13 protein-coding genes are annotated in these 12765 nt (G+C 45.3%); 9 read left to right on the forward strand and 4 right to left on the reverse strand.

Features of this window, described 5'->3' with window-relative positions; all coding sequences use genetic code 11:
- Positions 1–14 precede the first annotated feature (14 nt).
- The 5 genes from IAQ59_RS16300 to IAQ59_RS16320 are packed head-to-tail and all read left to right on the forward strand — an operon-like array spanning position 15 to position 6968.
- Positions 15–3443 (forward strand): sensor histidine kinase, encoded by a 3429-nt coding sequence (locus IAQ59_RS16300; RefSeq protein ID WP_209331907.1) that lies wholly within the window; start codon positions 15–17, stop codon positions 3441–3443.
- A gap of 39 nt (positions 3444–3482) precedes the next feature.
- Positions 3483–4658 (forward strand): hybrid sensor histidine kinase/response regulator, encoded by a 1176-nt coding sequence (locus IAQ59_RS16305; protein WP_209331908.1) that lies wholly within the window; start codon positions 3483–3485, stop codon positions 4656–4658.
- Positions 4659–4669: 11 nt separating this feature from the next.
- Positions 4670–5302: an ABC transporter ATP-binding protein gene (locus IAQ59_RS16310; protein WP_342450719.1), complete on the forward strand. Its 633-nt coding sequence runs from the start codon at positions 4670–4672 to the stop codon at positions 5300–5302.
- On the forward strand, positions 5299–6519 hold the full coding sequence (locus IAQ59_RS16315; protein ID WP_209331910.1) for an ABC transporter permease: 1221 nt from the start codon (positions 5299–5301) through the stop codon (positions 6517–6519). The genes IAQ59_RS16310 and IAQ59_RS16315 overlap by 4 nt, the downstream gene beginning before the upstream one ends.
- Positions 6520–6542: 23 nt before the next feature.
- Positions 6543–6968, forward strand: coding sequence for a hypothetical protein (locus IAQ59_RS16320; protein WP_209331911.1), 426 nt, complete (start codon positions 6543–6545; stop codon positions 6966–6968).
- Positions 6969–7360: 392 nt separating this feature from the next.
- Here the strand turns inward: IAQ59_RS16320 and IAQ59_RS16325 are convergent, their stop codons facing one another.
- Positions 7361–8182, reverse strand: coding sequence for an aminotransferase class IV (locus IAQ59_RS16325; protein ID WP_209331912.1), 822 nt, complete (start codon positions 8180–8182; stop codon positions 7361–7363).
- A 115-nt stretch (positions 8183–8297) separates the two neighbouring features.
- Between IAQ59_RS16325 and IAQ59_RS16330 the strand changes: the two genes are divergently transcribed.
- Positions 8298–8714 carry a hypothetical protein gene (locus IAQ59_RS16330; RefSeq protein WP_209331913.1) on the forward strand — a complete coding sequence of 139 codons (417 nt, stop codon included), beginning with the start codon at positions 8298–8300 and terminating at the stop codon, positions 8712–8714.
- A gap of 9 nt (positions 8715–8723) precedes the next feature.
- Here IAQ59_RS16330 and IAQ59_RS16335 read toward each other — a convergent pair whose 3' ends face one another.
- Genes IAQ59_RS16335 through IAQ59_RS16345 form a run of 3 tightly spaced genes read right to left on the reverse strand, consistent with a single transcriptional unit; the run spans position 8724 to position 10390 of the window.
- A complete protein-coding gene (locus IAQ59_RS16335; protein ID WP_209331914.1) occupies positions 8724–9170 on the reverse strand; it encodes a c-type cytochrome in 447 nt (148 codons plus the stop codon).
- Positions 9157–9819, reverse strand: a complete 663-nt coding sequence (locus IAQ59_RS16340; RefSeq protein WP_425342617.1) for an SCO family protein — start codon at positions 9817–9819, stop codon at positions 9157–9159. Before IAQ59_RS16340 ends, IAQ59_RS16335 begins: the two co-directional genes overlap by 14 nt.
- Positions 9820–9853: 34 nt before the next feature.
- Complete coding sequence (locus IAQ59_RS16345; protein WP_209331916.1) at positions 9854–10390, reverse strand: CopD family protein; 537 nt, start codon at positions 10388–10390, stop codon at positions 9854–9856.
- A gap of 50 nt (positions 10391–10440) precedes the next feature.
- On the opposite strand from IAQ59_RS16345, the gene IAQ59_RS16350 reads away from it, so the two are divergent.
- From IAQ59_RS16350 to IAQ59_RS16360, 3 genes are all read left to right on the forward strand, one after another.
- The gene (locus IAQ59_RS16350) at positions 10441–10851 is read left to right on the forward strand and encodes a hypothetical protein (RefSeq protein WP_209331917.1); all 411 of its coding nucleotides are present in this window, start codon (positions 10441–10443) and stop codon (positions 10849–10851) included.
- On the forward strand, positions 10848–11855 hold the full coding sequence (meaB, locus tag IAQ59_RS16355; protein WP_209331918.1) for a methylmalonyl Co-A mutase-associated GTPase MeaB: 1008 nt from the start codon (positions 10848–10850) through the stop codon (positions 11853–11855). The genes IAQ59_RS16350 and meaB overlap by 4 nt, the downstream gene beginning before the upstream one ends.
- Before the next feature lie 122 nt (positions 11856–11977).
- The gene (locus tag IAQ59_RS16360; RefSeq protein ID WP_209331919.1) at positions 11978–12760 is read left to right on the forward strand and encodes a DUF3298 and DUF4163 domain-containing protein; all 783 of its coding nucleotides are present in this window, start codon (positions 11978–11980) and stop codon (positions 12758–12760) included.
- Positions 12761–12765: the final 5 nt, after the last annotated feature.

The following is a 12765-nucleotide window of genomic DNA, read 5'->3' on the forward strand; positions in this document are numbered from 1 at the left end:
TATAACAGCAAGGCATGAGCAAATCCTTACCCTACCTTATTCTTTTTTTCGGGATCATTGCATCGTTGCAAGGGCAAACCTTTAAATCCAGCAAACAAATAAGGGGGTTTGATTTATCCAGCGAAAACGTGTTGGGCATCCAACAGGATCACAATGGATTTGTTTGGGTAGCTACCGACAAGGTGATCAGGTACTCCGATGGTATCATGGAGCAGAGTATTCCTGACTCTGTCAATTCGGCGTTTAGGAGTCATAAGCAGGTGCTCATTGATCAAGATGGATGGGTATGGGCGTTTCAAACCAAGGGTGTTCCTGTGTTTTTTCATTTTGCCGATGGGGTTTGGAAGACCACTCCTGTTGCAATTCCGGAAGATGTATTGGAACTGGCGCAGCCAAATATCCAATTGCGGGTAGCAGGTAGCGGTGCGGAGAAACAACTGGCCATTGCGTTCGATTACGAGGTGTTGGTTCAGAATATGGATGGTGAGTTGTTGTTTCATGCCAACGTAGACCCCGTACAAACCGGCCGGTTTGTTTCTTTTTTTGTATCCAAAGAGGGCGCTTTTCACTTCTTGTTTGAAAATGGAATTTTCAGGGCGGGGAGAGGAGGCTTAGAGCCGATTATTGTCGATTATGAGGGCAGGGAATTGAATATAGCCAGGGTAATCTTTCATGAGGGAGACGGGTACTATTATTATTTGGAGAAAAATAACCTCTATCGAGGGAGAGACCTTTGGCAAGTGGAGGAGTTGGTTTACACGGGGTTTTCAGAACTCATTAACTCTGTGAGGGATGTGTCGGGAATGGTAAATTATGGCGCCGATCTTTACTTCTTCTATAACTCACAACTCTTCAAGATCACCGGAAAATCAGGCAGGATCACTGAAATTTCCGTTTATGATGAGCTGAAAGTCGTTAATGTACAGTCATGCATGGTCGATCGAGAGGGTCAGGTATGGATTGGTACCTACAGGGGGATGGTGGTGCTGGAGAGCCTGCGTTTTCAGAATTTTGATAAAAACGTTGGTCTGCCAGAGACCGATATTTCGGCCATAGCGAGTTTGGGTTCGGGAAAGTACGTGTTGGGATATAACAACGGGTTGCAGGTTTGGGAAGGGACGAGAGTTGTTAAAACCGTAACCTTTTCACCAAATAGAAACGCATTGTTAAGCAGGGTTTTAAACTTTTCGCAAGATAGGTTCGGAGGAGTTTGGTTCTCAGCCTATCAAGCGGGTGTAATGCGATTGGACGGAAAATCCTTGGAGTTGGCCGCTATTCCATTGCCCACGAATCACCCCGTCAGTTATGTGGAAGTGGAAGATGACCAACTGTACGTGGTTTGTAATGAAAAGGTGTTTCGTGCTAATTTGGGGCCTGGCGGGGTGGTTTCGGACTTTGAGGAAACCTTTCCCTTCTTAGGTGACGACAAGGTTAAAAACTTTATCCGAAAAATCGGAAAGTACCAAGGAAAATGGCTGATCTTGGATAACGATGGGGTTTCAGATCCACAGGTGATAAAAGCCAGTGAGCACCATATCCGAATAGCAGGATACGATTTTTTGGAAAAGGAAGATACACTTTTGGTCGGGAAAGAGTCAGGATTGTTTTATCTGGAGAAGGACTCACTTAAGCCCTATTCCATTGGGGGTGTCAAGTTTACCAACCCGGTTTATGCCGTTAAGCGTGACGCAAGAGGAGCCATATGGTTAGGAACAAATGTGGGGGTTGTCTTGCTCTCAGTCGATGGTGTCAGGCATTTTACAGAAAGAAATGGGCTGATCGGAAATGAAGTGAACCGGGGTGCTTTGTGTGTTTCCGACTCGGGAAGGGTCTTAATAGGCACTCAAAATGGGGTTTCGGTTTATGTGCCGGAGGAGGACTATGTACGGAAGACACCTCCTAAGACCTACTTGGAGCGGATCACGGTCATATCGGATTATTTCAAATCTTCTTCTACCACAAACATACCCTATGCTTATAACAACGTTCAAGTGGATTACCGAGCGGTGAGCTTTATTCCATGGCCTCGCCTATTGGTTTCGTATAAGCTAGAGGGGCTACACAATGAGTGGAAGCTAATAGAAAACCCGCGTGACAACAAACTGTTTTTAAACAACCTTCCTCCAGGAGATTATCAGCTTCTGCTAAAATCCAGCTTGGGTGGACAACTGGAGTCTGAGGTTATTTACAGCGAACCTTTCAGAGTGGATTACCCCTATTACCTGCAAGGTTGGTTTATTGGGATTGTTGTTCTTTTGTTTGTGGGATTGGGTATTTTGATCAATTTTCTTTTTGTTCAATACAAATACCAAGATATCCTAAAGAGCGATCTGAATCAAAAGAAGGAAGAAATCCAGAAAACAGAAGATCAGTTTAAAAATGTGTGGAATAGCTCGGAAGATGGGTTGATATTGTCGGTGGTTGGCGGTAAGGTGATTGCTGCGAATCCTGCTATTTGCAGAATGGCTGGGGTAGAAGAGCAAGACCTGATCAATCACGGGCTTTCTTTCATGTTTGCCGATGCGGGTTATTACATGAAAAACCGAGACTACGTGACCAAAGGAGTGGATAAGGAGAACGGGGTGACCGTAGAAATGACCATGCCATTTAAAAAGGGTTCAAGAGAGGTAGAAGTGTATATCACTCGCATGCAGGTGGACTACGAGGGCAAGCCGTTTTTTCTCAACATCATGAAAGACATTACCCAGAAAAAGGAGTACCAACGAAGCCTTCGCCTGGCAAAGGAGCGGGCGGAGGAAGTAAGTAGGTTGAAAAGTAGTATATTGTCCAATATGAGTCACGAAATAAAGACACCGCTAAACGGCATTCTGGGAAGTGCCGAAAACATCCTTCTCAGTCACCAAGATGATGGAGACCTAATCGAACAGGTGACCATCATAAAAGAAAGCGGCGACCGCCTGCTGCAGACCATTAATTCCATTTTAGATTTATCTAAAATTCAGTCGGACACCAAAAATATTGAGTTTCATGAAGTCAACGTCAATGAATTTCTTTCTAAGGTATTGCTTCCTCACAAGGCGGCTGCGGTAAAAAAAGGAGTCCTGCTCTCTGTGAAGTATATGACCAAGCCTTTCATTTCAAATATTCCCACCAAGGTATTTGAGATCGTGGTGAATCACATTGTAAGTAATGCGGTGAAGTATTCGGAAAAGGGAATGGTAACCGTTTGGTTGGAAAAAGGGGATGGACTATTACTGTTAAAGGTGGCAGATCAAGGGATTGGGATAGGCGAAGAATATTTGGAACGGCTGTTTGTTCCCTTCGAACAGGAGAGTAAAGGGTATGATCGCAAATTTGAAGGATCCGGGTTGGGCCTTGCCGTTACTAAACATTTATTGGATCAGTTGGCTGGTACCATCTCCATACAGAGTACCAAGGGGGTAGGTACTACTGTGGCCATACAGCTTCCTATCAGAAGTTAATCGTTTTTCCTGTAAAAATTTATCATTAATTTTACATCTATGTTCTCGCTGAAAATTTTAATTACCGAAGATGATACAGTGTCTGCACTGTTGTTGAAGAAGGCATTGGAGAAGAATCATCATGAGATTATCGGGATGGCCGACTCCGGTGAGATGGCATTGGAAATACTGGAAAGCACGCGGGCGGATATCGTGATGATGGATATTAACCTTTCCGGTAAGCTGGACGGGATAAAGACGACCGAGATAATCAATGAGCGGTTTAATATTCCAGTGGTTTATTTGACGGCCAGTTCTGATACCGAAACGCTGCAAAAGGTTGCCGTGACCAATCCGAGTGCCTATGTAATTAAACCCTTTAACATTCGGGAACTGAATATGGTGATAGAACTTGCCATCTTCAAAGATCGAAAGGAAAAGGAACTTCAAAATCTGAATAATGAACTTGAGGAAAAGGTAAAACAGCGTACGGCGGATTTGAACGAGGCAAATAAGGAGCTGCAAAAGGCATTGGAAAAGGAGCGGGAGCTTAGTGAGCTAAAGTCCAGAATCGTACAGAATGTGTCCCACGGTTTCAAAACGCCATTAACGTCTATACTCAGTTCCGCACAGTTACTTCAGATGTATGCAGAAAAGGATCATCCTTTCAAGGCAAAAATCAGTAAGCATGCAACCAAGATTGAGAACTCGGTTAGGAATTTGAATAGCTTACTTACCAGCGTGCTGTTTTTTGGTAAGGCAGATGCGGATAAAATGAACTACAAACCCGTTAAAGTCTATACTGCGGCCTTTTTGAAGGATGTGGTTGACATGGTCAAGGCGGGTATAGATAACGAGGTGAAGATCGAATCCAAGTTTGATAAGCTGCCCAAGATGATCACGACCGATATGGATTTGCTCTATCAGATCCTTGAAAACTTGCTCGCTAATGCGGTTAAATATTCCAAGGATGGGGGGTTAGTGGAATTCAAAGTGTGGGTAGACGGAAGCCTGCTGAAAGCCGAAATCAAGGACTATGGGATAGGAATTGCTCCTTCGGAACAAAACCAACTTTTCGACCGCTTTTTTCGCGGCAAAAACGTAGGCCTACGAGAGGGTTCTGGATTGGGGCTCTCCATCGTCAAGAAATGCGTGGAAGTGATCGGTGGTGAAATTTCATTTGCATCTGAAGTCAATAAAGGCACAACTTTTTATCTGGAAATCCCGATAAAGTAGACATGACGAACATTCTAAAAGCTACTAACCTAGCGTTTGCATACAACCATTCTATCCGATTTGATCTTCCAGATATCGAATTGCGATCCGGGGAAGAACTATTGGTACTCGGAAAATCCGGTTCCGGAAAAACAACCCTTTTGAATATACTTGGCGGGCTTCTTAAACCCCATCAGGGAGAAGTGATGGTAAATGGCAAATCACTTTACCAATTGGAAGGACATGCATTGGATAAATTTAGGGGAGAACACATTGGTATCGTATTTCAAAAGCCTCATTTGCTGACCGCCCTGAATGTATTGGAAAACTTTCAAATGGCGAATTTTTTTGTGGGAAGGGAAAAAACATCGCTAATAGAGGAAAATTTGAAAGAGCTGGGTATTCTGGACAAAAAAAGGGCAAAAATAACCACCTTGAGTGAAGGGGAAGCCCAACGGGTTTCAATTGCACGTGCTTTGGCCAATGAGCCTCGTGTTATTTTAGCAGATGAACCTACCGCCAGCTTAGACGACACCAACGCAGAAATTGTGATTCGGCTGCTCAAGGCCCAAGCGAAGCGTTTAGGGGCGGCTTTGATTGTGGTCACTCATGACCAACGTGTGAAAAACCATGTATCAACCCACGTGACCATAGGAAAGGTATGAATTTACTTAAGCTGAGTTGGAAATATCTGGTGGCAAAGCCGCTTAATACGGGATTGAATATCCTGCTTTTGGCATTGGGGTTGGCGATCATTACGGTACTGCTTCTAATGCAGGATCAGTTTGAAAATAAAATGAACAAAGATGCCGTGGGCATTGATTTAGTGGTTGGGGCTAAAGGGAGTCCGCTGCAATTGGTGTTGTCCTCGGTTTATCACATCGATTTTCCAACAGGTAATATAGATCTAAAGGAAGCCAAGGGAGTTTCGAGAAACCGTCTTATCAAGAGCGTAATTCCCTTGGGAATGGGAGATAATTACTCGGGGTATAGGATCGTGGGGACGAATCACGATTACCTTGAGCTCTATCAGGTATCCTTTCGAGAGGGAAAGCCTTGGGAGGTACCTTTTGAGGTGGTTTTGGGTGCAAGCGTAGCGGAAAAGCTTGACCTTGGATTAGGGGATACCTTTGTCGGTTCCCACGGGATTGGTTCGGCGAGCCATGACCACGATGACCACGATTACGTGGTCACGGGTATTTTGGATAAGAGAGGCAGTGTTGTGGATCAGTTGATATTGACCAGCATCGAGTCGGTATGGTTTACCCACGACGAAGCGCACGATCACGAGGTCATGCACCGTCCAGTAGCAAAGACGGGATTTCCGGAGACAGAGGAGGACAGGGAAGTGACGTCGCTCTTGGTGAAGTATAGCAATCCCATTGCAGCCGTTCAGCTTCCTCGTTTTATCAATAGCCGGAGTTCATTACAGGCTGCGTCACCTTCCTTTGAGATTTCGAGATTATTTGAATTGTTGGGTGTTGGCGTGACCCTGATTCAAGGATTGGCCATTATCATCATTGTAATTTCCGGGCTGGGTATATTTATTGCATTGTATAATTCGCTTAAGGAGCGAAAATATGACTTGGCGGTTATGAGAGCCATAGGTGCATCCAAAGGTCAGTTGTTTCTCCATATATTATTGGAAGGCGTTTTGCTTACTTTTCTGGGAGCCTTGTTAGGCTTGGGCATCGGACACTTTTTTCTGCTACTCTTGGTTATTAATTTTGAACAAGGCGCATTATCCTCCCTTAGTGCAAATGTCTTCTTAATAGAGGAACTTTATCTGGTACTATTTGCATTAGGAGTTGGTGTGGTCGCTTCCCTGATCCCGGCCTTCAATGCCTACCGAACCGATATCGCAACGCAATTAACCAAATAGATAATTGAAAAAAGATGACGACTATGAAGTATATACTGGGGCTTTTCGTGGCCATGTTGCTGAGCACGGCCCTCTCTGCACAGAACTCCGTTTGGAAGGACTTATCCGAGGTGACCTACAAGATCGGACAGGACGAATGGGGTGAGCTGTACCTGCCGGTTTTTGGGCCTAAAATAAAGAAAATAGAGGGGACGGTGGTAGAGGCAGATGGGTATATCATTCCTTTTGAAGGAATGTTCAAGCCAGAACATATCATTTTGTCTTCCCTGCCCCTTGCAGAATGTTTCTTCTGTGGATCCGGTGGACCGGAAACCGTAATGGAAGTTATGTTAAAAAATCCCATAACCTATACCTCTAAGCGGGTCAAGGTGAGAGGCACGTTGACATTAAACGATAAGGATCCCGAAAAACTGATGTACATCCTTACCGATGCCCAATTGATAAACTAGCATGCTGGATCTGGGCAGTATTCGCTAGAGGAAAGACTGTTATTTTAAGAAGGTCAGCGACTTCAATTAGTAGGGAGATAGGCTCGCCATGAGATGCCTATCTCCCTTTTTTTTAGCTATTTCGGGATTTTTATTTTGGGGGTTGTTTCTACCTGGTTTGGCAACCTAGCCTCCTGTTTTGATGAAAGAGTTGAAATATCTTTTTGCCTATTCTATTCCAATCCTTTTTTTGATATTGGTCATTTTCTAAGTCCTTCTATTTGCGTCGTGTTGATGTTTCTCAATTTTCATCAAACGTCTGTGGTATGATTCCGCCTTTATGGGTTTACCTGATGAACCGCCGCTTGAAAAGTAACAAGCAGTGGATGAAGTTGACCTAAGTTTTTGTGGCTTCATGCAATGGAGGCTGCTTCAAAGCGTTCAAATTTCCCCATAAGTTCTTCGGTGATTGGGCCCGGTTTGCCATTGCCGATCAAAGCATTGTCAATGGAAGTGATCGGTAATATTCGTTTTGTGGTGCTTGTGATAAAAACCTCGTCTGCCTGTAGGATCTCTTCTAGAGATATGTCCCGAACGGTAGTTGCCTGTATTAAATCCATGACTTTTTGGCGGGTGATACCTTTTAGAATATGTTTTTCCGGAGTGGAGATTTGGCCATCCTTGACCATAAAGACATTGCTTCGGGAACTTTCAGAAACGATTCCTTGATGGTGATACAATACATCTTCTACACCTTGAACCTGCCAATCGGTGCTTAACAGTACGGGTAAGGTATAGTTGGTGGTTTTGATTTCGGAAATGGGGCGCACATAATCTACACTGGCCAGTTTTACGCCGGAGGCGTATTTATCGGGGCCGGGTAGTTTTAGCGGTTCGCAGAATATGAAAAGCTTTCCTTCAGCCGGGCTGAAGAAGTTTTCCGAAATACCTCCAGACAGTACCATTCGGATTCCTCCGTTAAGCAACTGGTTTTTTTCGATGAGTTCTTTGATGATTGATTTTAGGGATACTTTGTCGTACAGTAATGGCAAACGTGCACTGACCGCAGATCGAATAAACCGGTTAAGGTAATCTTCCAAAAACAGGGGAGTGGAATTGACTGTTCGGAAGAAGTCAAAAATAGCGTACCCCCGAATTAACCCGATATCCAAGGGGTGCAGGCTGGCAAGTTGGCTCTCCAAGATACGATCTCCGGCAAAACAAAATGGCTTCATAGTGGCTCCTAGGTGAATGTGCGTGGTATTTTCTGACTTAGATTTTACAAAGACTCTTTGGTTTGGCAGTGGTAACCTGCCTATCTTTGCACAAAGATAAACGTACAACAATAGAATGAAATTGATCTGGATATTTTTGATGGCTTTGGGTTCTTTTTTACTGTCATCTTGTGGAGGTGGAGAGTCACAAGTAGAGGCCTTGAAGCGAGAGGTTATTGGTGTGCACGATGAGGTAATGCCATTGATGGGTGAGCTTAAGTCTTATCAGCGGATGCTTACGGAGAAGGCTGCTGAATTGGTGGAACTGGGTACGGACGCGGCGGAGGTAGCGACCTACGAGGAAGCATCCGAGGCCTGTGCGGAAGCGTATGATGGGATGTTTGTTTGGATGCGTCAGTTTGACCCAAAGGTGGAAGAAATGGACGAAGAGAAGGCACTCCAATACCTGAAAGAACAAGAGGAAAAAGTGGCATTGGTAAATTCAAACATTAAGAAGGCCTTGGAGCAGGCCGAATCACTTCTGAAAAAGTAATTTTAACGGTTACGGAGCCAAGAACTGATTAACCTCCTCAACCGAATAACGAATTTCCCCATCTCCCCAGTTTGTGAAGATATAGGTCATCAGCTGCGCCAATTCGATCGGTTTGAGGCTGGGATTTCCTGGCATAGGTTGATTATACCTTTCCCCATTGACCACTATTTCGCCTTTTATCCCGTGACGAATGATGCGTGCAGTCCGTTCGGGATTTTCCAGCATGTAGTCGGCATTTTTCAGTGGGGGAATCAACAGCCCCAAGCCGGTACCGTCTTTTTGATGGCAATTTGCACAATGTAGCATGTATAGCTCCCGGCCAGCTATGGCGTACTGTTTGGTTTTAAGATCCTTGATTTGATTTAGGTTTTTTGATTCTTCCGGACCCTTGCTGCCACAGCCAATTAACCACATCAACCCGATACCCAATAATAGTCGGAGCTTAGCTGGAGCCATTTTCTTTCAGGAGTTTTGGGATATCTTTTATCAGGCGATTCACCTGCTCTTCTTTGGTGCCGTCGTAAACACCCCGGATTCTCCCTCGTTGGTCTACCAATACAAAGGCGCCACTGTGGAGGTACCCTCCCAGTTCGTTCTTGTCTTCCATGGCTGTGGTCAGGTAGCTTGTTTGTCCGATTTCAAAAATTTGCTCTTGATCCCCTGTCAGGAAGTTCCAGGTTTGGGCATTGGGCACCCCTAACCGAACGGCATAGTCGGCCAATAATTCCACCGTGTCGTGGTCCGGGTCAATGGTGTGACTGAGGATTAAAAAGTCAGGCTCGTCTTTGAATTCGTCGTACACCCGCAACATCTGGGTTTTCATGACTGGGCAGATGGTAGGGCAGCTCGTGAAGAAAAAATCGGCTACATATACTTTACCTGCTACATTTTTGCTCGAAAAGGCAGCCCCGTCTTGGTTTTTGAACTCGAAAGGGGCAATCTGATGGTAGACCGTGTCAATCACGGGCTTTCCGTCTACCAGTATTTCTTCGGTATATTTGTTTCCAAGTATGGGGAGTTCCCCGTCGTTTTGGCCGTCGGTGCAGGACGTGAGTCCAATTAACGCTGTAGTTATCAGGGTAGGCCACAGATTTCGCATGGTCATTGTGTTTAAAGGAAATGACAAAGAGCCGATTGGATTAGTTCCTTTCTCGGATGGTTTTGTATAGTCTGATGCCCATCATCATTAGTAAGCCTAGGCCAATAAGCCCTACAATCCCCCACACCATGCTCAGAAGGTTTTTGACAACGATGAGGAATACGATGGCAAATAGTAAAAGTGTAGACGCTTCGTTCCACATGCGTAACTGGCTGCTGCTCCACGAAAAGTTTCCTTGCTGTAGCTTCTTGAAAATGGTGTGGCAAGCAAAATGGTATGCGTAGAGTAATGCGACAAAGCCTAATTTGGCCTGCATAAAAGGCATCTCCAGGTATCCCCACCGATAGCTGAGTACCCAAATCCCAAAAATCAGTGTCAGGATAGCCGAAGGCCAGGTGATGATATACCAAAGTCGGTAAGCCATTAAATCCAGCTGGGGTTTCAAGATGGATTGCTCAGACTGTGGGCGATCCAAGCACTCACGTTGGTATATGAAGAGCCTGACGATATAAAACAGTCCCGCAAACCAGGTAACTATGAAAATTATATGCAGTGCTTTGATGTATTCGAATGCCATTTCGGTAATTTTGTTCGAAATTAAGTCTTTAACGCTGAAAACAGTAAAGCATGAAGAGGAATTATTTGTTTTATGCGATCCTGTTGGTGGTCATTGGCGTGATAGCATGGGTGATTGCCGATACCGTATCCATGCCGGGCGTCGGAGATCTACATGGACAGTACGAGGAGCTCGCTTTTGAGCGCAATGAAAACAACACGGGGCCGGTGGTAAGAATTTACTTGGTCTACACACCTGAAACCGATTGGGAAGAAATGGAGGCCTATGGTAATTTTATGCCCCATACCAAGTACGGCATTACCCGGATTTTTTTCGTCAATGAGCGTTTGGACAAAAAAATCGAGTTAGCACTTGACGAACCCCACATTTCCGAGGATATCCAAAAAATCTGCATCGGCAGATACGATAAATCCCCTATGGGACAGGTGAGTTTGCGGAAATTTCCATTCGGAGAGCTATGAGTAATCCCCAAGAGCATCCACTTAGGCATAGGATGGATTTAGATACGTACGCTCAGGGGGTGTTAGAAGGTGATCGGGTGGTGCTTAGTAGGGCGATTACCCTGGTCGAGAGCAGCCTTGCATCGGATCAGCTGTTAGCTGGGCAACTCATGGAGCGGCTGATGCCCTATACGGGTAAATCATTAAGGGTAGGGATTACCGGCCCACCAGGTGTGGGGAAGAGCACGTTCATTGACCGCTTGGGTGGGCTTATGATCTCCCAAGGCCACCGTGTGGCGGTATTGGCGGTGGATCCGAGCAGCCTAGAAAATAAGGGAAGTATTTTGGGTGACAAAACCCGGATGCAGGCATTATGCCAACAGCCAAACGCCTATATTCGGCCTTCTCCTTCCAAGGGAACGCTCGGTGGAATCAGTGCGCACACCCGTGAAAGTTCCCTTCTTTGCGAGGCAGCGGGCTTTGACCGCATCATCGTAGAAACAGTGGGAGTGGGTCAGTCGGAGGTTTCGGTAAGGGAAATGGTTGATTTTTTTGTACTGCTTACCATGCCCGGTGCGGGAGACGAGTTACAGGGAATAAAAAAGGGTGTCATGGAGATGGCGGATCTAATCATGATCAATAAAGCTGATGGAGACCGCATTGCCGCAGCCCTTTTGGCACATGCGGAATTGGAAAATGCCCTCCTGCTCTTTCCCGCCAAATCAAACGGTTGGATTCCAAAGATTCTCACTTGTTCGTCGACGGATTCGGTGGGGTTGGATCAAGTGCTTTCGGTTTTGGAAGAGTTTGCCGTACATATGTCGGCCGGTGGCTTCATGGAGGCCCATCGCGCTGAGCAACGGGTGCATTGGCTACATCAGCAGCTACGGTATTTGCTTGAAAGGCGTTTCTTTGAACACCCTGAAATCAGTGAGCAAATACCCCATGTAAGGGAACAGGTACGGGTGGGTCAGATTTCTTCTATTGCTGCAGCCAATAGGCTAATGGAGTTGTTTTTGAAATGAATGATGTATTCAAAAGTCCCTGATAGCAGCCATATCCGACGGAACGGAATTCAGTGAAATGATGATGCCACTCAGCGCAACTACTATTTGGTGTGCTAACTAAAGAATAAATCAGGACAAAGATGAAAGTAGCAATAAGTTGGGTTTTGATGATGACGGCATTGGCTGCCTGTGGCCGAGGAACCAACCGTGTGGAAGAAGCAAAACAAAAAAATGAGATTCCCGAAATTATTCAAAAAAGCTACGAAAGTTGTGTAGGTGAAAATTGCGTGACGGTAGATATCGCATTTCCTCGGTATGCCGGAAATAGTCCCGCTTATACCAGTATAAATGAGGCAGTAGAAGAATTTTTAACTGCTAGCCTCACTTGGGGAGAAGAAACTACCCCGTTTGAAAATTACGAGGCAGCGATAGCCGATTTTATGGCCTCCTTTGAGACAGTCGAGCGGGATGGGTACAATAGCGTAGACTGGATGATTGAATTTGACGGAAAGGAGGTGTTTCGGTCGGGGGATTTGATTACCCTAAAGTTTACGATGTTTTCTTTCACCGGCGGAGCCCACCCGAACAGTTCTTATTCCTTCGTGACCTTCGATTTGGCGCAGGGCGGAATCAAATTGAAAAATGATGCCCTTATTTTAGATAAAGAAGCATTGCTTGATCGAGCCATCGCAGCGTTTCGTATTCACCATGATGTGGCAGATGGAGTTTCTCTGGAGGATGATGGGCGCTTTTTTTTAGACAATGGAAGTTTCTTTCTCCCGCAGGCAATGGGGTATTCGGAGGGGGATTTTGTGCTGCTATATAATCCTTACGAAATAGGCCCCTATGTCATGGGAATTACGGAACTCAGTATTCCGATCAGCAAGTTGGAGGGTGTGGTGAGACAGCCTCTGTCTCCCTGAGGTTA

It is taken from the genome of Lunatimonas salinarum (assembly GCF_017811155.1).
Classification (GTDB): Bacteria; Bacteroidota; Bacteroidia; order Cytophagales; family Cyclobacteriaceae; genus Lunatimonas; species Lunatimonas salinarum.